Below are 20,916 nucleotides of genomic sequence, written 5' to 3'. Positions count from 1 at the left end.
AATCTCCTGAAATTAAAGAATTACAAGAAATGAAAATTACAGAACACTTAAGTGCTTCCAAAGATAAGACACTTTTTTCCTTCGAGATCCTGCCCCCTCTAAAAGGGCAAAATATTCAGTCAATTTTTGATGGTATAGATCCGTTAATGGAGTTTAAGCCACCCTTTATTGATGTGACTTACCACCGCGAAGAATATGTGTATATCGAGCGGGCAAAGGGGCTGCTGGAAAAAAGAGTGGTGCGAAAAAGGCCAGGTACAGTCGGTATTTGTGCGGCCATACAGAGTAAGTACAAAGTAGATGCCGTGCCCCATATTTTATGCGGGGGGTTTTCGAAAGAAGACACCGAAAACTTCCTGATTGACCTCGATTTTCTCGGAATCAAGAACGTAATGGCACTTAGAGGGGATGCGGTAAAAAGTGAGATCTATTTTACACCCGATCCTCAGGGCCACAACTATGCCAATGAGCTGGTAGAGCAAATTTCGGCTATGAATCGCGGCCAGTTCCTCGATGAAGCTTTGGAAAATGGCCATCATACCGACTTCTGTGCCGGCGTCGCAGGATATCCTGAAAAGCACATGGAAGCTCCAAGTCTCGAAAAAGATATTCAGCGGTTAAAGACTAAAATCGAAGCCGGCGCCGAGTATGTAGTGACTCAGATGTTTTTCGACAATCAAAAGTTCTTCGAATTTGAGAAAAATTGCAGGGAAAGTGGGATCACAGTGCCAATAATACCGGGGCTTAAGCCTATCGCCACCAAAAAGCAGCTCACTTTGATACCGCACCGGTTTCATGTAGATATGCCCAACGACCTGACAAGGGAGGTAGAGAAATGTAAGAACAATGAAGAAGTCCATCAGGTTGGGGTTGAGTGGTGCATAGCCCAAAGCAAGGAATTGGTTGCTGCAGGTATTCCCGTGTTGCATTATTACTCTATGGGCAAGAGTTCAAATATCAAAGCAATTGCTTCGCAGGTTTTCTAGAAAGAGATGAGATGTAGAGAGAGGCTCCAAAATGCCATTTTTGGATCCTCTTGTTTATGAAATTAGAGTGTATCTCTGTTGTAAATACTTTAGAACTGCCAGATTCTTCGCTCCGCAAAAGCTTCTGAATGACAATTTTATATGTCATTCCGACGAAGGAGAAATCTCTTTAGACCTGGACATTTTCCCCTTTGCAATTATTTGTAGGTTGTAGTTCTCCGGGGAAATGAAGCAAGGAGCAACTAAAAAAAATCATTCTGACAGTTCAATCCAAACGGGAACATGATCACTGGACTTTTCCCATCCCCGAACGTGCTTATCTACTCCGGCGTCTTTAAGTTTCTTTTCAAGTTGCGGATTCAGAAGAAAGTGATCTATACGAAGGCCTGCATTTCTTTGATAGGCATTTCTAAAGTAGTCGTAGAAGGTATAAATGGTCTCTTCGGGATATAATTTCCTTATTGCATCTGTCCAACCCTGCACCACGAGCTCATGAAAAGCTTCCCGTACCTCGGGCCGAAAAAGGGCGTCATCAATCCATCGTTCAGGTTTATAAACATCTTTTTCGGTAGGTATTACATTATAATCTCCGGTGAGAACTACAGGAACGTCACTATCCAGTAGCTCTTTTGCTCTTTTTGAGAGGCGTTGAAACCAGCGCATTTTATAGTCGAACTTTGGTCCCGGTGCCGGATTTCCATTTGGGAGGTAGAGGCAGCCAATAGTGATCTCATTCACCACGGCTTCGATATACCTGCTTTGTTCATCTTCGGGTTCGCCGGAAAGTCCTCGGCCGGTTTCCTCGATTTCAAGTCCGTTTTTCGCGAGGATGGCTACACCATTCCAGCGTTTTTGACCGTGCCATATTGCAGTGTAACCCGCTTTCTCTATATCCTGTTTCGGAATTTTCTCATCGGGGGCTTTTAATTCCTGAAGGCAGGCCACATCTGGATTTGTCTCCTTCAGCCATTTCAGTAGAACAGGGAGGCGGGCATTAATTCCATTTACATTGTAGGTGGCAATCCTCATTTTAGAGGCTTAAGCTGCAGGATCTTACCGTTATCTTCATCTGTAAGCACCCAAATACTGCCATCGCGACCCTGTTCTACATCACGCACTCTTGTGGTAAGTGGGATGCGTTCTACTTCTTCGGCGTTATCACCGTTCACGTCTACCCGTACAATTCCGGCAGAGGTAAGCCCACCAATCATCATGCTGTTCTTCCATTCAGGAAAAAGATCTCCGTCGTAAAAGATCATTCCGGAAGGGGAAATAGTGGGTGTCCAGTGAATTACTGCATCTGCAAATTCGGGACGGGTAGTAGGTCTGGGAATTTCAGTTCCGTCGTAGTTATCTCCCCAGCTCACTACGGGCCAGCCGTAATTATTGCCGGCCTCTGCTGTCTGCAGTTCATCACCGCCCATGGGTCCCATTTCGGCTACCCAAAGGGCTCCGGTTTGGGGATGAATGGCCGCACTTTCAATATTTCTATGTCCGTAAGACCATATTTCAGCAAGAGCGTTGGCATCATTGAAAGTTGGGTTTTCTTCAGAAGCAGTTCCATCATCTTCCAGTCTTACCACGGTTCCGAGGTGACTTGAAAGATCCTGAGCCGGCTCGAACTTGAATCTTTCAGCAAGGGTGAGAAAAATGTCATTTCCTTCAGTAAAAAGAATCCGGCCTCCAAAGTGATTAGGGCCTTCAACTTTTGGTTCCATGCGGAAAATGGTTTCAAAATCTTTGATTGAATTTCCCTCAAGTTTTCCTCTACCAAGTGCAGTAGAAGCTGTGCCATTGTTTCCGGGTTCAGCAAAAGAGAGGTAAACGTATTGATTTTCATTAAAATTTGGATGTAAAGCTACATCAAGCATGCCTCCCTGTCCCTGCGCAAAAACTTCAGGCGTGCCCGAAAGTGGCTCTGAAAGTGTGCTGTCTTTCAGGATACGGACTGTTCCCGCTCTTTCTGTAACCAGCAGCCTGCCATCTGGCAAAAATGCCATTCCCCAGGGATGATCAAGATTTTCAACTATTTTGCGCACCTTCACATCACCTGCATCGGTTCTTACAGTAGATTTTTGTGCCAAAGCTGTAAGACTGAACAGTAGAAGGGTGAAAAATGTAATTAGAATTTTTTGTTGCCCCGCAAGAGGGATTGCAACAGCCTGTGATTTTGTATTTTTTCTCATAGCAATTTTTTTACCTACCTAAGATAAAAAGAGTTGCGCCTGCTTACAAGCTGATTAATAAAGACTTAACACAGCGTGTTGAAGCTTTATAGGTTTTTATGATCTTGCGAGCCGGGAAGTGAGAAATGGACACTAATTGACAGTGGAAGCCTGTAGGAGAAATAACTGCCGGTTCAAAATTATTCAGCCTTAAAAATGGCATTTTTGACCCTCTGTTTTCTTCAGGAGCTACTCGAGCGGAATCTCTAAAACAAAAACAGTTTCCTGTTCGTTTGAAGATACTGTTAATTCTCCATGGTGCGCTTTTGCAATTTCTGAAGCTATAAAAAGCCCCAGTCCTAACCCTTTTTTGTTGGGATCTTCTCCTTCACGGTAGAAAGGCTGAAAAAGATGTGTCAGGGCCTCGTCAGAAATCTTTTCTCCCGAGTTTGTTACTTTTAATTTGAAGTGTTGGTCATTTGTACTGGCTTCTACCTTAATCAGAGCTTCAGCATTACCATGTTCATGCGCATTTCCTAGCAGGTTGGAAAGTAGTTGCCCAATGCGGTTCTTGTCACAGTTCACCTCATGATCAAGTTCACAGTTAAAGATGATCTCCCTGTTGGGAGCTAATACTTTCATCTCCTTTATAACCTGCTTCAGCAATTCTTCCAGGCTGTTGTTATGCTTTTCTTTGTCGAGAATAATACCTTCTCCCATTTGCCCCCTGGCAAAATCGAGAATATTTTCAATAAGCGCCTGCATTCTGTAAGAAGTAGACTTAATAAGGGCAGCATTGCGAAGGGTGAACTCCTCTTTTGACATCTTGAGGAGAATGTCGGCACTCATGCGCATGGTAGCAATGGGGTTCTTAAGATCATGCCCAAGAATGGCAATGAATTGATCTCTAAGTTGAGCAATTTCCTTCTCTTCCTTTAGATTGTCTTCACTAAGCTTAATTTTTTCTACAGCATCAAGGTGAAAGGAAATAAGCTCGGCATAAAGCTGAAACATCGTAGTGATTTCGGGGGTATTGATCTCCTGCGGATTTGGATCAATAGCGCAAAGCGTGCCAAAAAATTCACCATTCTTCCTGTACAACGGCACCGATATATAACTCTGCAAACCATAAATTTTTGGAGTGTGATGGTTGCAGTAGCTTGTATCATTTGCCACATTGTCTATAACCACAGCCTTTCGGTTTTGATGCACCTCATGGCATAAAGTAGTTTCAACGTCCAGCTCATCTCCGGGTTTGAGCCCAAAAGAGATAAGATCATGTGTGGCACAGGTCACCCAGCGGTCATCTGTAACCCTGGCAATAGCAGCAAAACCCATTTTAGTGGTACGACAAACAACTTCCAGTAATTGCGGAACTACCGAAATTTGATTTATGGCGGCTATATCACCAGATAAATCGAGATGAGAATTTACTTTAATACGTATATTTTTTTATAATTTCTAAAGCAAGTGGCAAATTACAAATAAAAATTTAAAAATGCAGCGTAGCAATACTTATCAGTTTATTGCGGGTCTATGGCTTTGAGTGTTTCGAGCACATTTTGTTCGGTTTTATAGAGTTTTTCCCTGCAAATTTTAAGAAGTGCAGAAGCACGCTTTACTTTTGCGTCCAGTTCATCAATGCCAATTTCGGCATTTTCCATTTCCCCTACAATCTCCTGTAATTCGGTAAAAGCTTCGGTGTATGTGATCTTTGTTCCCATTATTTACTTTCGGTATTTTTTATTTCTGCGGAAGCTTTTCCTTCAAAGAATTCGGTTTCTACAAGATCTCCCGGTGCTAAAGTAGCCGAGTTGGTAACGATCTTTCCGTTTTTCCGGGTTATGCTGAAACCTCTTTTCATGATGTTCTTTGGAGACAGCAGTTCTATTGAAGTAGCGATATTCTTTAAATTGGCAGCTTCATATTTTATGACCGCTTTACTTTCTGAAGTAATCGTCTGCCTGAAGGAGGCGAGCCTGTTTTTCTCCCGGTCTACTATCCTGTTAGCTAAGAAACCGAAGGAGCTGGATACCCGCGAGAGCTGGGTTTCCTGCCTCTCAAAAAGCAGGTTTGCACCGGCGGTTATTTTCTGAATATTTTCCCTGAGGGGCTGGGAGAAATTATGGAACTCCTGAAGAAGGAATTCAGCTATTTTTGTGGGCGTAATAAAGCTCCTGTAGCTCACAAGTTCACTAACGGTCTCGTTGGTGGAATGTCCAATGCCGGTTAATACTGGGATCGGGAACTGGGCAATTTTCTTTGCCAGGTGGTAATTATCGTAACAGCTAAGACCTATTTCGCCGCCGCCTCCCCGAATAATAGCCACGGCGTCAAACACCTTTTTATGATGCTTTATTTTCTCCAACTGCGCACTAATGGTGGTCACAGCCCTTTCTCCCTGTAAAATGGCAGGAAAAAGTTTATACTGAAATTGATAGCCCCAGGGGTTGTTCTCAATTACATTGATAAAATCCTGATAGCCTTTACTGCTATTCACCGAAATTATTGCAATGGTCTTGGGAAGTTGTGGGAGCAGCTGTTGTTTATTGGCGTCAAAAATGTCTTCGGCAATGAGTTTTTTTATAGCCTCTGCACGTTGTTTGGCCAGTTCTCCCAAAGTGTATTCGGGGTCTATGTCGAGAATGTTCAGCGCCAGTCCGTAAACCGAATGGAAGGTGACCGTTGCCTGCACTACAACCGTCATATCATCGCGAAGATCTTCATTTAAAACATTTCTGAATTTGTTATTGATAAGATCAAAGTTAGATTTCCAGATATTACCTCTGAGTTCGGCGATGATCTTTCCGTCCTTTTTCTCGACGAGATCGGGGTAGCAGTGACCGGTGTGTGGGTAATGATTCAGTTTTACAATTTCGGCTTTTACCCATACCACCTTGCTGCAATGACTGTTTATCACATTCTCAATAGCTTCGGTAAGCTTGGACAGCGGGAAAACTTGTTTGGCAGGCATAGCTTAATCTTACAAGCTAAGATATTGCAAAATATCTATCTTAAAAACTATTGTCTCAAAAATGGCATTTTTGAGGAGCTTTTGCTGAAGCGTATCAATTTGGCTGATCTATAGATCTTAATTTACTATAAGAGCAGCTAACCCGACGGTAGTGTTTTTGCTACTTTTGATGGAAAATACCCTTTATATGAACAACAGTAAATCTCCCCGGCTCTTTGAGCCACTCAAAATAAAATCTATAACATTTAAAAACCGAATTGGGGTTTCTCCCATGTGCATGTATAGTAGCAAAGACGGTTTTGCCAATAACTGGCACCTTGTACACCTGGGAACCCGTGCAAGCGGCGGGGCAGGGCTTGTAATATCTGAAGCTACCGCGGTTTCTCCCGAAGCCCGTATCACGCCCGATGACCTGGGGATTTGGCAGGATGAACACGTAGAAAAACTGAAGGAAATAACGGCATTTTTGGAGAGCCAGGGAAGTGTTCCGGGCATACAGCTGGCTCATGCCGGGAGAAAAGCTTCTACCAGCAGTCCCTGGCAGGGCGGGAAGTTTCTTTCCGAAAATGAGGGTGGCTGGCAACCGGTAGCTCCCTCAGAAATTCCTTTTTATGATGATAACCCAGAGCCGGAAGCATTGAATTCCGAAGGAATCGAGAAGGTGATCTCCGATTTTAAAGAGGCTTCAAAAAGGGCATTTTTGGCAGGCTTTAAAGTGCTCGAAATTCATGCTGCCCATGGATATTTGCTGCACCAATTTCTGTCTCCGTTAAGCAACCATAGAACCGATAACTACGGCGGATCTTTTGAAAACCGGATAAGGCTCTTGCTGGAAGTTACGCGGGCCGTGAAAGAAAGCTGGCCAGAAGATCTCCCGCTATTCGTGAGGATTTCTGCTACCGATTGGGCTGCAGGAGGCTGGAATGAAGAGGAATCGGTGGAACTTGCAAAACGGCTTAAAGAAGAAGGAGTTGATGTGATAGATTGTTCTTCGGGCGGACTTGTGCCCGGGGTGAGCATTCCGGTAGCAAAGAAATACCAGGTACCATTTTCAGAAAAAATAAAGAAAGAATCAGGGATCATGGCGGCTGCAGTAGGTCTGATCACCACGCCTCAGGAAGCAGAAGAGGTGCTGCAGCAGGAACAGGCTGATATTATACTGCTGGGCAGGGAATTGCTGCGGAATCCTTACTTCCCGCTGGAAGCCGCTGCCGCATTAAAAGCTGAGACTCCCTGGCCAAACCAGTACCTTAGAGCGAAAAGGGAATAAATTTTTAAGTACTAAATTCCAGGCACTAAATTCCAAAAATCATACTTAATAACTCCGTAGGGGCGGTAGATTTCTAGCCCAGGGTTTCAACCCGGGGATAATATCAACCCCAAATAAACAATTCGTGAATTCGTGGCCAAATAAAACCACAAACAAATAACCACAAAACCACAAACAAAAAATCCGGCCAAAAAATTCGGCGGGATTTGTCATTTTTGAGACCTCAATTTATAGAATGATCCAGTCTACAAGAGAGCCCACTACAGCTATAATTATTGCCAGCCATAAGGAAGGCATGAAACCGTGGGTTTTGAAGCCTGTACTCAGTTTATCGGCCAGTTCAATGATGATCGCATAGGCGATGATCCTGGTAATAAATCCTAATCCGAGGAAATAGAAGATTCCTAAAGTGGCGATATTGAGCACAGCAGTAAGAATCCAGCTTAAGAAAAAGCTTAGAACCCCAATAAGCAGTGCGACTACAAGGGCAGTTTTCCAGCCTTTGAGTTCTACTTTAGGAAACATTTTTGCTGCGATTAGGAGCACAGCGGCGTCAATGATGATATGTATTAGCCAGCTTAACATATTGGTTGTTTTTACGAATGGGTTTGTGATTATTTATTTATCGGTGTCGCTTACTTTTTCAGCTTGCTTTTTTAATTCGTTCACGTTGGTTTTGTAAGGTTTTTCTTTAAGCACTTTTGCCACGTGCACCAGGTTGTGAACCATGTGATAGAGGTTGCGGTTGGTGAAAAAATGCCGGTCGCCTTTGGCCTCGATATAAGCCGGACCCGGGCCTGCCTTGCCTACGTAGTAGCTAAAGGCGTTTACAGGAATTGTAAAGCCGTGTTCAGAAAGGTCGAAACAAATGCTGGAAATGGCTTTTTTGGCACCATCTTCATTACCGTCAACCATTACTCCGCCAACTTTGTTGAAGGTAGGGTACTGTCCCGTCTCTTCATCGGCTTCGCTCCAAATACCATCAAATCTTTCGGCTACCAATTTAGCCACAGCACTGCGGTCGCCCCGCCAGATTGGAGTAGCGAGGATCATGATGTCGCTCTCTTTGATCTTTTTCAGGATTTTTGGCCAGTCATCGCCTTCCCCTTCATCAGAAGTATTTCCGAATTTTATATTGTGGTCTATGACCCTTATTTCTTCGGTTTCAACCTCAAGATCGGTGAAGATCTTTTCGGCCTGTTTGATAAAGGCAGAAGTGTTGGAGGTTTCGGGTGATTTTTTGAGGGTACAGTTTAAAAATATTGCTTTTAGAGACATAATTTATCGCATGTTTGTTGCACCGTCCATTTGGTGCTTTAGTTTTAGATTTCCTTTAGGTTCTTTCTTCAGTTTAGAGGGCACTTCATCTCCAACCGGGCCTTTTCCAATAGTGATCCCTCCATCGGCAGAGTAAACGGCGCCGGTGACGTAAGAAGCTTCATCGGATGCCAGGAAGAGGTACACATTGGCAATTTCTTCGGGTGTGCCACGGCGGCCAAGGGGTGTGGCGCTCATCATTTGTTTTTCTATTTTTTTGGTGATATCACTAGTTTCTTTGTGCGTCCACGCGGTATCGATAGGGCCGGGAGCAACACAGTTTGCCCTAATTCCGTTCTTTGCCTGTTCGGCTGCGACTCCTTTCATAAAGGCGTGCATAAATCCTTTTGTGCCACCGTAGGGCGTGACACTGGGGATACCAATTTTCCCTGCTTCCGATCCTGCTGAAACAATGCAGCCCTGCGACTTCTGTAAATGTGGGATGGCATATTTGGTCATTAAAAATGCCGTTCTCAGGTTGTTCTTCAGAAGGTTGTCAAAGGCTTCAGGAGAATATTGGTCTATTGTATTTACTTCAGGATAAACACCTGCATTATTGATGAGTATGTCGATACGGCCGAAGTGTTTTACGGCAGTTTCTACAGCATCTTTGGCGTTTTCTTCCGAAGAAATATCGGCAGAATAACCTATGGCTTTTCCTTTAGATTCCTTGATGTCATCAATCACTTCTTTTACCGGATCTTGCGGCATTCCCACTACAAGAACTTCGGCTCCTTCGGCTGCAAATTTCTTAGAAATGGCTTCCCCAATTCCCGTGGCTCCACCGGTTATAATCGCTACTTTCTTTTCCAGTCTATTCATTTTCAATTTTTTTGTTTTACGGCCTGCTGTAAGTTGGCAAACCGTGATTTTCTAAGTTAGTTTCTTTTTGATGCTGCAACAAAATGATTAAGAAAGCTTTAGCTGTTTTTTTCTCAAATCTTAACGCCTTGCAGGCTATAGAGGGGTGTGCTCGTTAAGACAATGCTAATACTTCGGGTATAAATAGAAAATCGGGTATCTTGTAGTATATCAATTAAAACTCTTCAAATTATGAGGTCAATCTGGAACGGCTCAATAAGTTTTGGTTTAGTGACTATCCCTATTAAAATGTACTCGGGCAGTGAAGAAAGAAAGCTCGATCTCGACATGCTCGATAAGAATGACCACGCCAGGATACGATACAAACGAGTGAATGAAGTGACGGGTGAAGAAGTGGAGTGGAAGGATATTGTAAAGGGCTACCTGGAAGACGATTCTTATATTGTGCTGGAGAAAGAGGATTTTGACAAGGCCAATATGAAGAAATCCCGCACCATAGACATTGAAGAATTCATTGAAGAAAAGGATGTGGCCGATGTGCTCTTTAAAAAGCCGTATTTCCTGGAGCCTCAAAAGGATGGGGAGAAATCATATAATCTTTTAAAAGCTGCTTTAAAGGATACAGGAAAGCTGGGCGTGGCCACCTTTGTAATGCGTGCCAAAGAGAACCTTAGCCTTGTTGGGGTATATAAAGATGCTCTCGTGCTGCATGTGATTAGGTTTGCTGATGAGATACGCGACCCTACCGAGCTAAAACTTCCCGATACCAAAGTTTCCAAAAAGGAAATTGATATGGCCAAATCGCTCATTGAACAATATACTGAAGAATTCGATTTTGAAAAGTATAAAGATGTCTATAACGATCAACTCTTAAAGATCATTAAGGCGAAGACTGGCGGTAAGAAAACCAAAACCGAAAAATTTGAGTCAAAAGCCACTCCTGCAACAGATCTTATGGCGCAGTTAAAGGCAAGTCTTGATAAAAAGAAGAAAAAAACTAAAGCTTCCTAATGGCACTTGACGAGTACATCAAAAAAAGAGATTTTCAAAAAACTCCCGAACCCGATGCTGCTTATGAAAAGAATGGAGGGAAGTTTAGGTTCGTGATTCAGCGGCACAGGGCAACCCGCCTGCATTACGACCTGCGCCTGGAGATGGAAGGCGTACTAAAGAGCTGGGCCGTACCCAAAGGTCCATCTATGAACCCTGCCGATAAGCGGCTGGCAATCATGACCGAAGACCACCCTATAAAATACCTCACTTTTAAAGGAACAATTCCCAAGGGAAATTATGGAGCAGGGGAGATGAGTATTTGGGATGAAGGTTCTTATGAGGCATCTGGTGGCGGAGGGGAAGAAGACCTGCTTAAAATGCTGAAAAAAGGGGATCTTAAAATCACCTTTTTTGGCACCAAAATAAAAGGAACTTTTGCACTGGTGCATACCCGACGAGGTGGTGAAAAAGACAATCAATGGTTGCTTATCAAGAAGGCTGATGATTTTTCTACAGATTTAAGTTATGACGCCGAAAACCTTAGCGAACACGCCAGTAAAGAAAAGGTAAAACAGCTTGAAGTAAATGAATTGATCAAGCCCATGCTCGCCACAAAAGCAAAGGAGATCTTTAATAAGGCCAACTGGATTTTTGAATTAAAGTGGGATGGATATCGCGCTTTGGCCAATATTCAAAAAGGGAAGGTAGACCTGTACTCCAGGAATGGAATTTCTTTTAAAGCCAAGTTCCGGGAAATTTATGAGCACCTAAAGAATATTCCGCATGATGCGGTGCTTGATGGGGAAGTAGTAGCGCTTGATGAGAGCGGAAAACCTGTTTTTCAAAAACTTCAGAATTACCAGAAAGCACCTTCAGGAGAGCTGAGATATTACGTTTTTGACCTGTTGTACCTAAACGGGCACAATATTATGCACCTGCCTCTTTCCGAAAGAAAAAGTTTAATTCAGGAGGTGATAGAAGATATTCCGCAGGTATATTACTGTGATCATGTAGAGAGCATTGGAAAGGCCTTTTTTGAGCAGGCAGTGGAAATGGGAATGGAAGGCGTGATTGCCAAAAAAGCCGATTCCCAGTACCTTCCCGGTTCCAGGAGTGATAAATGGCTCAAGATAAAAGCTTTTGAAAGCCAGGAAGCATTGATCTGCGGGTACACAGATTCAGATAAAGGAGGACCGTTTGGATCTCTGATCCTGGGCATGAATAAAGGGGAAGAGCTAGTTTATATTGGCAACTGCGGCACGGGTTTTAGTGAGGATGATAAAAAGGAACTTTACGATAAATTCCAGAAGATGGTGACCAGGGCCACGCCTTTTAAGAAGAAGCCTTCATTAAAAGGACGAAAGCCCACCTGGCTTACTCCGGAATTGATCTGTGAAGTCACTTTTTCTGAATGGACCCGTAGCGGAAATATGCGGCATCCTTCTTTTAAAGGCCTGCGGATGGATAAACTTCCGAAGGAGATAACAAAGGAAAAAACTGCCCGGGTTCCTAAGCACAAGCCCGCAGCAAAAAAGGAAGAGAATACGCTAGAGATTGGAGGAATATCTGTGCCCATTAGCAATCTCGACAAGGTTTACTGGCCAAAGTTGGGATTGAGAAAATACGATCTCATAGAATATTACCTGCAAATAAGTGATGCGATTTTGCCATTTTTGAAGGACAGGCCGCAGAATCTACACCGGCATCCCAACGGCATCCTGGAAGAGGGTTTCTACCAGAAAGATACAGCGGGTATTTTCCCGTACTGGCTGGAATCTACCAAGGTATTTTCAAAGCACAACAACCGGGAATTGGAGTACATTATGTGCCAGAATGAAGCCAGTCTCATTTATATGGCTAATTTGGGATGTATTGAGATCAATCCGTGGAACTCAAGGGTTCAGAATCTGCTTCACCCAGATTTCACGGTAATTGATATAGATCCTTCAGAAAAGAACACTTTTGAAGAGGTGATAGAGGTGGCGCAGGCTGCAAAAGTAGTGCTGGACAAAGCTAAAATAGTGGGTTACCCTAAAACTTCAGGCTCCAGCGGAATCCATATTTATATTCCGCTGGGCGCGAAATATACTTATGACGAAGCTCGGGATTTTACGAAAATTTTGTGCTATTTTATTCAGGAGAAACTTCCCGATCTCACCTCAATGGAACGCAATGTAAAAAAGCGGAAAGATAAGATCTACCTGGATTTTCTTCAGAACAGAAAAGGGCAGACCCTTGCTGCCCCATATTGTGTCCGTCCCAAACCGGGAGCGACGGTTTCGGCGCCACTTGAGTGGCATGAAGTGCAACCTGGCCTTGACATGAAAGATTTTACTATAAAAACCATGCCGGCCAGGATTCAGGAAAAGCCTGATCTCTTTAAAGCTGTACTTGAAAAAGGGATTGATATAGAAAAGGCCATTGATGCACTTTCGGGCTAATTTTTCCCGTGCTCATCGTCGTCTTCCTCATTTTCGGTACTATGTTCGCTCTCGTTGAACTTGTTATTGAGAAAGTACTTGGGGCTTACACCGTATTTCTCTTTGAAGATCTTTGAAAAATAGCTTCGGTTGTTGAGCCCAATCTGACCAACAATTTGAGATATGTTTTGATCTGATTGACTAAGCATTTCTTTTGCAGCTTCGAGCTTTACCTGTTGTACATATTTATTCACGGTGAGGTTGAACATGTACCTGAAACCTTCCTGTAATTTATTTACATTGGTTCCTACTTCTTTGGCCAGCTCATCAACAGAATAATTTTTATTGAGATCCTGATTAATGACGTCTACGGCTCTTTTTACTTTTTCCACATCACTTCTTCTAAGCATGGTGGATTTATTGTCGCTTTGCTGATCATCTATGAACTGGCTTATTTGTTTGGTAAGCATCTCATAAGCTTTACCTTCTAAGTATATGAAACGCAAAAAGCCGGTATGATCTTTTTTAGCGATGTCTTCTACAATATCGGCAGCTTGAATGCTGTAATTACCCTGGTAGAAGAAAAGCTCCTTGGCTACGTCATCTTTAAACAGCTGCTCCAGGCGTGGCCCGATATCTTTGTACCCAAAGTTCTTTCTTTTACTGAAATCGGCCCGAATGATCTCCAGGCTAAAAACATGCGAGGTCTCATTGGCTTTAAAATAAAGCACATGGCCGTTGTACCCGCTACTGGAAACGATCACATTTTGGTAGGTATCTATGGTATGAATGTCTTCGTTTTCCTCAAAGGCGTGATTTACCCTACCTTCAGAACAAAATATGAATTTTAAAGGGTGTGTTTGGTTTATAGTAAAATGGATCTCCATATCCTTATAAAAGGTAACATTGTATTCAATGATTCCTACGCCCGAATCAAAGCTGGTTCCTCTAATGAAGCCCTGCCCGAGCTTTTCAGGGAGTTCTATGGTGAGTTCTCCCGCATCTTTTTTAAGTGGAGTTCTAAATTGTTTGGATAAGCTTTCAATAATCTCTTCAACAGGAAGAGCTTTTACAAAAATTTCCATCTAGTGGTTTTTTTCTTTTGGTCTTTAGTTTATTTTTAATTTACTCTCATAAATCCTCTTTGGATAAGGTAATCCGTAAAAAAATGTAAAGGATTTATCTTAAAAATACCTGATTTTATAAAATAGTGTATTTAAAGTTGTGTTATAAGTTGTATACGTTGTGCTAATAACGGTAACCTTTAACAATGCTTTAAGGTACATTTGGTTTTTTGGATTCAACAAGACTCCACAAAACATTACTATATGGGGTTATTTTATTTGATATTGGGACTCGAAATTCTGGGAGTTTTATTGGTCAGTGCTTTCTTGATTCGAAAGGTTTACAACTTATACCGTGACAAAAGAGAGCGGAAACGCGACTGATTCTAAAACATCTTTCCCTTTTTTCTTACCACACTCTTCATTTGCAGCCTCTGTTTGAGGAATGTATCTTTGTGAAAATTTAAGATATGGAAAGTGTAGATGCACTAAAGTGGCGTTACGCAGCAAAGAAATTTGATCCTGAAAAACTCCTTTCGGCCGGGAAGATAGAAATACTCAAAAATGCTTTTAACCTGACTGCTACCTCTTACGGGCTCCAGCCTCTTAGATTGGTGATGGTGCAAAATAAGGATGTACAGGAGAAGCTGATGAAAGCCTCGTACAATCAACAACAGGTAAACACAGCCTCTCATGTGCTGGTTATCTGCATTGAGCGTACGGTGAACAAGGCTTTTATTGAAAACTACTTTAAGACGGTTCAGGATGTGCGAAAAACTCCTGACGAGATACTGCATCCCTTTAAAGAGTCGTTAGTAGGAGATTTTGAACAAAAGCCCATTAGCGAAGTCAAAGTATGGGCCACTCACCAGGCTTATCTTGTGCTGGGAACTTTGCTCACGGTTTGTGCAGTAGAAAAAATCGATTCCTGCCCCATGGAAGGTTTTGAACCCCATGAATACAACAAGATCCTTGAGCTAGAAAAATACGGCCTTGAAGCAGTACTTGCTTTACCTGTGGGTTACCGCGCCGAAGATGATCTTTTCGCCTCCCTTAAAAAAGTGAGAAGACCACTGGAAGACACTGTTATTGAAATTTAATATTTTACGTACTCGATAATTTCGAGTCCGTATCCTATCATTCCCACGCGTTTTGTCTGTTTTGTATTAGATAAGAGACGAAGTTTGTGGATTTCGAGGTCGTGAAGGATCTGGGCACCAATTCCGAAGTCTTTTGAATCCATTACAAGCGGGGGCGCTTTCATTTCTCCAGTTTTCTGAAGGTCTTTAAGTTCGCCAAGTCTTTTCAGTAAATTGAGAGACTGGCTTTCCTGGTTAATAAAGACTATGGCTCCTTTTCCTTCCTCGTTTATTGCCTTGAACATGTAATCGAGCTTCTTATCGGCATCGTTTGTAAGGGTGCCTAAAATGTCATTATTGACGAGCGTTGAATTCATGCGTACCAGCACCGGATCTGAAGATTTCCATGCGCCTTTGGTAAGTGCAATATGCACCTGCTTATTTGTAGTTTGTTGGTAGGCTCTTAACCTAAATGTTCCAAAGCGGGTGTTGATATCAAAATCTTCCTTTTTGGTAATAAGAGAATCGTGCTGCATCCTATAAGCTACAAGATCTTCAATAGAAACTACCTTAAGATCGAATTTTTTGGCTACCTCCAGGAGCTGCGGCAGCCGTGCCATAGAACCGTCTTCATTCATGATCTCTACAATTACCCCGGCAGGAGGAAAGCCTGCCAGCCTTGCAAAATCAATAGCAGCTTCGGTATGGCCTGTTCTCCTTAACACGCCTCCTTCTTTAGCTTTAAGCGGAAAAATATGTCCGGGACGGCTAAGGTCGAAAGGTTTGGTGTCAGGATCAATAAGGGCTTTTACAGTCTCTGCTCTGTCTGATGCCGAAATTCCTGTGGTTACTCCTTTCCCCTTAAGATCTACAGAAATAGTAAAAGCAGTTTCCATAGGATCTGTGCTGTTGCCAACCATCATTTCAAGTTGCAGCTCTTTACAACGCTTTTCGGTAATAGGGGCGCAAATGAGACCCCGACCATGAGTAGCCATAAAGTTGATCATTTCGGGGGTTACTTTGGAAGCAGCAGCCAGAAAATCTCCTTCATTTTCACGATCTTCATCGTCAACAACAATGATCACCTTACCGGCTCTAATGTCATCAATAGCTTCTTTAATGGTATGTAGTTGAAAGGAAGTTTCAGTAATCATAGATGTGCAGTATTATTGCCGGTAAAGATATTAATCCTTTTGGGAACGACCCATAATGTGCGTTCTTTTCAGCAACTTTTTAATAGGCTCAAAGAGAATGCTAAAGCTGAATAATCCCTGATCTGTAGTTGCTCTATAGGTGAGAAATATTCCTAAAGGGAGCATAATAAGGGTAGAAAGCCAGGTTCCCAGGAATGGACTAACCTGCCCTTCCTCGGCACTGTTCTTGGCAAAGATCCCAATAAAGTGATAGGAAAGGAACAACAGCACGGCTATCACCATGGGTAATCCCATTCCTCCTTTTCTAATTATGGCTCCCAGTGGAGCACCTACGAAGAAAAGAACTATACAGGCAAAGCCTAGTACATACTTCTCGTGTAGAGCAATTTCAAATTTATTAAGACGTTTTGAAGCCTGTGATAGTTCTGTACGCTTACCAACCACTGTAACCAATGCACCATTGACATTGCCCAGCGCGAGGTTAACGATCTGTGAGGCCTGATGGGTTTCATAGAGTGGTAGAATACCTTTTTCTGGTTCAATGACTGTATCTTCGGTGGCAGTGGTTTCTCTCTTGAGATTTTCGACCCCGGTGCGGCTGTACATATTTCTTGAAAAGGAAGCCAAATCCTCGTTATAGGAAGTAGAGAAAGAATCTATAGTTCGGGTGAGTTCGGAGATCTTGAGCATGTTATGGGAGTTGCTGTAGTTCTCCTCGTCAAGATCTATGTCGTTAAACCCTGAAAGGTCCATGTTGATCACGTACTCTTGGAAATAACTTTTTGCAAACGGCTTTTTCTGCCTGTCGCGCGGAGAATCGGGAATGATCTCATCATAATAGTTACCATCCTTCAGGATCAAACTTAAAACATTCGAGCCTGTGCTTCCTACCAGTTCTCCTTCCGTAGCTTTGATTACGGTGTAATTTCCGGGGCGGCGCTCGTTCTTTTTGTGAATGATGACATCCTTAAGATACTGACCCCGTTCTCCCGATTTTTCTTCAACTTTAATATTGATCTGGCCCAGGTCGTTAAATACTCCTTCAGAAATAGCCATTGCAGGCTTTAACTGGGCGATGTTCCTTCTCAGGTTAATAGATTTATACTCGGCAGCCGGGATGACGTTATTGGAAAAGAAAAAGGCGGTAATACTTACCAGTAAGATAAAAAAAGTAAGTGGCCGCATTGCCCGCTGTAATGATATCCCTGCCGATTTCATTGCTGCGAATTCATAATTTTCGGCAAAATTCCCAAAGGTCATGATGGAAGTAAGCAGAATGGTAAGCGGCAGTACCAGCGGTACCAGCTTCGGACTGAAGTATAACAGGAATTTAAAGATGATCTCTGCATCAAGATCTTTACCTGCCAGCTCCCCAATGTACAGCCAGATGGTTTGTAATACAAATATGAACATGAGTATCACAAAGACCGAAAAGAACGTTCTTAGGTAGCTGGTAAGTATGTACCTGTCTAGTATTTTCAATTACTTAGTCTAACCGGTTAATATAATAATCTTTATACCTGCTTTCCTTGAAATGGAACAGTGACTGGGGCAGGGGTTGATTGGTCTTGAAACTGTTTACTGTAATAGTGATCTTGGTGCCATTGTCCTGCGTTTGGATCATATTATAGATGTGCTTTGTTTGTTTATCAATACCAAGGTGAATTTCTTTAATCTCGGCGTTGGAATCTATAGGTGTAAGCTTCACATACTGAATTTTACGTCCCTTGAGATCCTGTACCGGACCCATTTCTGTTTTGTACCCGTTGTTGTAAAAGGTCAGCATTTTAGACGGACTAATATCCTGGTCCTCCTCCGGATTATGAGAGGAAATGTTGATTTCTTCATCTTCGGGGATGATGGTGTACAATTTTGCCCCGTCAAAAAGTCGGGTGGTGCCCATAATGTTGAGCAGGTATTTTTCACCTTCAAGGCTTACATCGCCACGGGTTTCGTGCTTTACATTCTCGGCAGTATTTTCAAGGCCGTATTTGAACTCAATAACAATGTTGTCATAAGATTCCACCTTCGAGGAAACTTCGCTAAGCAATTGTTTGGCTTCTTTAGACGATTGGGCATTTCCTGCCATAAAAGTCATTATTGCCGCTACTACTAAAATTATTTTTTTCATTTTCTTATGTGGTTATACTATTCTTCATTTAACAGCTGGTTCAGGCCTTCTAGATCCTGCACCAGTACTTGTCGTGCCTTGCTGCCCTCAAAGGGTCCCACGATTCCAGCTGCCTCCAGTTGATCAATTATCCTGCCTGCGCGGTTATACCCCAGTTTCAATTTTCTCTGAAGTAAAGATGCCGATCCCTGTTGTGCGATCACTATCACTTCGGCAGCTTCGCGGAAGAGGTTGTCCCGGTCGCTTACGTCAATATCAAGAGATGTGCCACTTTCCTCTCCACTGTATTCGGGGAGGTGATAAGCATCGGCATAAGCCTTTTGCGATCCAATGAATTCGGTGATCTTATCTACCTCGGGAGTGTCAACAAAAGCACATTGTAACCTGAGCAGCGTGTTGCCCTGGGTGAATAGCATATCTCCTTTTCCAATAAGTTGATCGGCCCCCTGGCTATCAAGAATGGTACGTGAATCTATCTTTGAAGTTACCCTGAAAGCTATACGGGCAGGGAAGTTTGCTTTGATGATCCCCGTAATTACGTTTACAGAAGGCCGCTGGGTAGCAATGATCAAATGTATCCCAATAGCGCGTGCCAACTGGGCAAGTCTTGCTATTGGAGCTTCAACTTCCTTACCGGCCGTCATAATAAGATCGGCAAATTCGTCTACCACCAGTACAATATAAGGCAGAAATTTATGGCCGTTCTCCGGGTTGAGTTTTCTAGCCTTGAACTTAACATTGTACTCTTTTATGTTCCTTACCATGGCGTCTTTAAGCAACTCGTACCGGTTGTCCATCTCAATACACAACGAATTGAGGGTATTGATCACCTTGGTATTATCTGTAATTATAGCTTCGTCGGTATCGGGAAGCTTGGCGAGGTAGTGCCTTTCTATTTTATTAAAGAGCGTTAATTCTACCTTTTTTGGATCTACCAGAATAAACTTCACCTCTGCAGGATGCTTGCTGTAAAGAAGGGAAGTAAGAATAGCGTTGAGACCGACAGATTTACCCTGGCCTGTAGCTCCTGCCATAAGCAGGTGAGGCATTTTAGCGAGGTCAACCACAAAGGTCTCGTTCGATATCGTTTTACCCAAAGCCATTGGCAGTTCCATTTCGGCATTCTGAAAGCGGGGAGAAGCTATAACGCTCCTCATGGAAACCATGGTGGAATTCTTATTGGGAACTTCAATACCAATAGTCCCCTTCCCCGGAATTGGAGCAATGATCCTGATACCTAAAGCCGAAAGAGATAGTGCAATATCATCTTCAAGGCTCTTGATCTTCGAAATCCTTATTCCTGCCTCGGGGATGATCTCGTATAGCGTCACGGTAGGGCCAACTGTAGCCTTGATTTGCGCAATATCAATCTTGTAATTTTTGAGAGTATCAACAATCCTGTTCTTATTCTCCTCAAGTTCTTCCTGGTTAATGGTAATACCGCCGCCATTGGCGTTGTGATCTTTGAGAAGTTCAATGGTAGGGAACTGGTAATTCTTAAGTTCGAGAGTTGGGTCAAACTCACCATAATCCTCTACCAGTTTACGGCTCAGGTTATCGTCAAGTTCTTCTTCTTCGTGCGCCGTTTCAACTTCCATCGCCACATCATCGGGGTTTTCTTCTGAACGGATTACAACTTTTTCGGGAGCGGGTTGTGGAGGTGTTGGTTTTTCTGCTTCAGGCGTTGCAGGCTTTGGCTGTTCTGCCTGTTTTTGTTGTGTGGCCGGTTTGGTTGCTTCTGAAGTATTTTTTGAACCGAAGTCTTCAGAAACAGAAGAGGACGTTTTGAAATCTTCAGAAATATTTTCTTTAGTTCTTTTTAAAGCTGAAATCAACTTTTCAGGAGTAACTTTTAGCCTGATCACCAGGTATGCGATGAACAAAAATGAAAGTAGGAGTACGGTACCGGTAAAGCCCAGGTAATCCTGAAGGTAATCATTTATTTCGTAACCCACGGTACCACCAAGTAGGGCATTAGATTCAGCAAAGAATCCCAAGAAAACCGAAACCCAGATCATCACCAGAAGGCCCCAGAACCAAAACCGGAACAAAGCTTTTTTGTTCAGGCTCATAAAATAGTAGATCCCCGTGGTAATGGTGAGAAACGCAAATGCAAAGGCTGCAATACCAAATCCCTCATAAATAAAGAAGTTGCTTATAGCGGCCCCAAACTTACTGAGTAGGTTTTTAGTTTCAACTTCACGATTGTCGAGCTGTGAAAGGGTACTTTGATCTACCTGCCAGTTAAAAAGAAAAGAGGTAAAGGCAATTAACAGCGCCAGGCCAAAGAAGATCAAAAAGCTTCCCAATAGCACCTTCCCCTTAGGGGAAAGCCTCAACGAGGACTTCGAAAAAGAGGATTTTGAAGAAGATTTTTTGACAGCTTTTCTTTTAGCCATAGTAGAACTGAAGGTTTGGGCGCAAAAATACAAATTAGTGCCAGCTAATATAAAGAAAAGGTAAAATCTATTTTAAAGAAGTTTTGTTAGCGGCAGATCACCGAATAAGCCTTGCTTTAATCACGACCCTCTAAAAAATGTT

18 protein-coding genes are annotated in these 20,916 nt (G+C 42.8%); 5 read left to right on the top strand and 13 right to left on the bottom strand.

Going from position 1 to position 20,916, the window contains the following annotated elements:
• Positions 1-29 precede the first annotated feature (29 nt).
• Positions 30-986 carry a methylenetetrahydrofolate reductase [NAD(P)H] gene (gene metF / locus ACQ93I_RS10405; RefSeq protein ID WP_431698459.1) on the top strand — a complete coding sequence of 319 codons (957 nt, stop codon included), beginning with the start codon at positions 30-32 and terminating at the stop codon, positions 984-986.
• A 252-nt stretch (positions 987-1,238) separates the two neighbouring features.
• On the opposite strand, the gene xth is transcribed toward metF, so the two are convergent.
• The 5 genes from xth to xseA all read right to left on the bottom strand — a co-directional run bounded on the left by xth (position 1,239) and on the right by xseA (position 6,125).
• Entirely contained in the window at positions 1,239-2,015 is a 777-nt protein-coding gene (gene xth / locus ACQ93I_RS10400) for an exodeoxyribonuclease III (RefSeq protein WP_431698458.1), read from the bottom strand.
• Positions 2,012-3,172, bottom strand: coding sequence for a PQQ-dependent sugar dehydrogenase (locus tag ACQ93I_RS10395; RefSeq protein WP_431698457.1), 1,161 nt, complete (start codon positions 3,170-3,172; stop codon positions 2,012-2,014). Before ACQ93I_RS10395 ends, xth begins: the two co-directional genes overlap by 4 nt.
• A 228-nt stretch (positions 3,173-3,400) precedes the next feature.
• On the bottom strand, positions 3,401-4,537 hold the full coding sequence (locus ACQ93I_RS10390) for a GAF domain-containing sensor histidine kinase (protein WP_431698483.1): 1,137 nt from the start codon (positions 4,535-4,537) through the stop codon (positions 3,401-3,403).
• Between the two features lie 137 nt (positions 4,538-4,674).
• Entirely contained in the window at positions 4,675-4,875 is a 201-nt protein-coding gene (xseB, locus tag ACQ93I_RS10385) for an exodeoxyribonuclease VII small subunit (protein WP_345598903.1), read from the bottom strand.
• The gene (gene xseA, locus ACQ93I_RS10380) at positions 4,875-6,125 is read right to left on the bottom strand and encodes an exodeoxyribonuclease VII large subunit (protein WP_431698456.1); all 1,251 of its coding nucleotides are present in this window, start codon (positions 6,123-6,125) and stop codon (positions 4,875-4,877) included. The genes xseB and xseA overlap by 1 nt, the downstream gene beginning before the upstream one ends.
• Positions 6,126-6,312: 187 nt before the next feature.
• Here xseA and ACQ93I_RS10375 point away from each other — a divergent pair, with 187 nt between their 5' ends.
• Positions 6,313-7,395 (top strand): NADH:flavin oxidoreductase/NADH oxidase, encoded by a 1,083-nt coding sequence (locus ACQ93I_RS10375; RefSeq protein ID WP_431698455.1) that lies wholly within the window; start codon positions 6,313-6,315, stop codon positions 7,393-7,395.
• Positions 7,396-7,623: 228 nt separating this feature from the next.
• On the opposite strand, the gene ACQ93I_RS10370 is transcribed toward ACQ93I_RS10375, so the two are convergent.
• Genes ACQ93I_RS10370 through ACQ93I_RS10360 form a run of 3 tightly spaced genes read right to left on the bottom strand, consistent with a single transcriptional unit; the run spans position 7,624 to position 9,534 of the window.
• Complete coding sequence (locus tag ACQ93I_RS10370; protein ID WP_266069018.1) at positions 7,624-7,980, bottom strand: phage holin family protein; 357 nt, start codon at positions 7,978-7,980, stop codon at positions 7,624-7,626.
• 33 nt (positions 7,981-8,013) lie between these two features.
• Complete coding sequence (locus ACQ93I_RS10365; protein WP_431698454.1) at positions 8,014-8,673, bottom strand: flavodoxin family protein; 660 nt, start codon at positions 8,671-8,673, stop codon at positions 8,014-8,016.
• A gap of 3 nt (positions 8,674-8,676) precedes the next feature.
• Positions 8,677-9,534 (bottom strand): SDR family NAD(P)-dependent oxidoreductase, encoded by an 858-nt coding sequence (locus tag ACQ93I_RS10360; protein WP_431698453.1) that lies wholly within the window; start codon positions 9,532-9,534, stop codon positions 8,677-8,679.
• 231 nt (positions 9,535-9,765) lie between these two features.
• Between ACQ93I_RS10360 and ACQ93I_RS10355 the strand changes: the two genes are divergently transcribed.
• A complete protein-coding gene (locus ACQ93I_RS10355; protein ID WP_431698452.1) occupies positions 9,766-10,545 on the top strand; it encodes a Ku protein in 780 nt (259 codons plus the stop codon).
• Positions 10,545-12,968, top strand: a complete 2,424-nt coding sequence (ligD, locus tag ACQ93I_RS10350; RefSeq protein ID WP_431698451.1) for a DNA ligase D — start codon at positions 10,545-10,547, stop codon at positions 12,966-12,968. Before ACQ93I_RS10355 ends, ligD begins: the two co-directional genes overlap by 1 nt.
• Here ligD and ACQ93I_RS10345 read toward each other — a convergent pair.
• Positions 12,965-14,032 (bottom strand): helix-turn-helix domain-containing protein, encoded by a 1,068-nt coding sequence (locus ACQ93I_RS10345; RefSeq protein ID WP_431698450.1) that lies wholly within the window; start codon positions 14,030-14,032, stop codon positions 12,965-12,967. The genes ligD and ACQ93I_RS10345 overlap by 4 nt on opposite strands.
• Before the next feature lie 449 nt (positions 14,033-14,481).
• Here ACQ93I_RS10345 and ACQ93I_RS10340 point away from each other — a divergent pair, with 449 nt between their 5' ends.
• A complete protein-coding gene (locus ACQ93I_RS10340; protein ID WP_431698449.1) occupies positions 14,482-15,111 on the top strand; it encodes an NAD(P)H-dependent oxidoreductase in 630 nt (209 codons plus the stop codon).
• Here the strand turns inward: ACQ93I_RS10340 and ribB are convergent.
• The 4 genes from ribB to ACQ93I_RS10320 are packed head-to-tail and all read right to left on the bottom strand — an operon-like array spanning position 15,108 to position 20,774.
• Positions 15,108-16,244, bottom strand: a complete 1,137-nt coding sequence (ribB, locus tag ACQ93I_RS10335; RefSeq protein WP_431698448.1) for a 3,4-dihydroxy-2-butanone-4-phosphate synthase — start codon at positions 16,242-16,244, stop codon at positions 15,108-15,110. The genes ACQ93I_RS10340 and ribB overlap by 4 nt on opposite strands.
• 30 nt (positions 16,245-16,274) lie before the next feature.
• A complete protein-coding gene (locus ACQ93I_RS10330) occupies positions 16,275-17,726 on the bottom strand; it encodes an LptF/LptG family permease (RefSeq protein WP_431698447.1) in 1,452 nt (483 codons plus the stop codon).
• Between the two features lie 4 nt (positions 17,727-17,730).
• Positions 17,731-18,375: a LolA family protein gene (locus ACQ93I_RS10325; protein ID WP_431698446.1), complete on the bottom strand. Its 645-nt coding sequence runs from the start codon at positions 18,373-18,375 to the stop codon at positions 17,731-17,733.
• A 17-nt stretch (positions 18,376-18,392) separates the two neighbouring features.
• Positions 18,393-20,774 carry a DNA translocase FtsK 4TM domain-containing protein gene (locus tag ACQ93I_RS10320; RefSeq protein ID WP_431698445.1) on the bottom strand — a complete coding sequence of 794 codons (2,382 nt, stop codon included), beginning with the start codon at positions 20,772-20,774 and terminating at the stop codon, positions 18,393-18,395.
• Between the last annotated feature and the right edge of the window lie 142 nt (positions 20,775-20,916).

This window comes from Salinimicrobium sp. WS361 (assembly GCF_050750585.1).
Taxonomy (GTDB): Bacteria; Bacteroidota; Bacteroidia; order Flavobacteriales; family Flavobacteriaceae; genus Salinimicrobium.
The sequence above is the reverse complement of the archived record's forward strand: the minus strand, read 5'-3'. Positions and strand labels throughout refer to the sequence as shown.

Bases quoted from the DNA above. Each gene is read 5' to 3' on its own strand.
- metF (WP_431698459.1), top strand. From the start codon at position 30: ATGAAAATTACAGAACACTTAAGTGCTTCCAAAGATAAGACACTTTTT.
- xth (WP_431698458.1), bottom strand. From the start codon at position 2,015: ATGAGGATTGCCACCTACAATGTAAATGGAATTAATGCCCGCCTCCCT.
- ACQ93I_RS10395 (WP_431698457.1), bottom strand. From the start codon at position 3,172: ATGAGAAAAAATACAAAATCACAGGCTGTTGCAATCCCTCTTGCGGGG.
- xseB (WP_345598903.1), bottom strand. From the start codon at position 4,875: ATGGGAACAAAGATCACATACACCGAAGCTTTTACCGAATTACAGGAG.
- xseA (WP_431698456.1), bottom strand. From the start codon at position 6,125: ATGCCTGCCAAACAAGTTTTCCCGCTGTCCAAGCTTACCGAAGCTATT.
- ACQ93I_RS10375 (WP_431698455.1), top strand. From the start codon at position 6,313: ATGAACAACAGTAAATCTCCCCGGCTCTTTGAGCCACTCAAAATAAAA.
- ACQ93I_RS10370 (WP_266069018.1), bottom strand. From the start codon at position 7,980: ATGTTAAGCTGGCTAATACATATCATCATTGACGCCGCTGTGCTCCTA.
- ACQ93I_RS10365 (WP_431698454.1), bottom strand. From the start codon at position 8,673: ATGTCTCTAAAAGCAATATTTTTAAACTGTACCCTCAAAAAATCACCC.
- ACQ93I_RS10360 (WP_431698453.1), bottom strand. From the start codon at position 9,534: ATGAATAGACTGGAAAAGAAAGTAGCGATTATAACCGGTGGAGCCACG.
- ACQ93I_RS10355 (WP_431698452.1), top strand. From the start codon at position 9,766: ATGAGGTCAATCTGGAACGGCTCAATAAGTTTTGGTTTAGTGACTATC.
- ligD (WP_431698451.1), top strand. From the start codon at position 10,545: ATGGCACTTGACGAGTACATCAAAAAAAGAGATTTTCAAAAAACTCCC.
- ACQ93I_RS10345 (WP_431698450.1), bottom strand. From the start codon at position 14,032: ATGGAAATTTTTGTAAAAGCTCTTCCTGTTGAAGAGATTATTGAAAGC.
- ACQ93I_RS10340 (WP_431698449.1), top strand. From the start codon at position 14,482: ATGGAAAGTGTAGATGCACTAAAGTGGCGTTACGCAGCAAAGAAATTT.
- ribB (WP_431698448.1), bottom strand. From the start codon at position 16,244: ATGATTACTGAAACTTCCTTTCAACTACATACCATTAAAGAAGCTATT.
- ACQ93I_RS10325 (WP_431698446.1), bottom strand. From the start codon at position 18,375: ATGAAAAAAATAATTTTAGTAGTAGCGGCAATAATGACTTTTATGGCA.
- ACQ93I_RS10320 (WP_431698445.1), bottom strand. From the start codon at position 20,774: ATGGCTAAAAGAAAAGCTGTCAAAAAATCTTCTTCAAAATCCTCTTTT.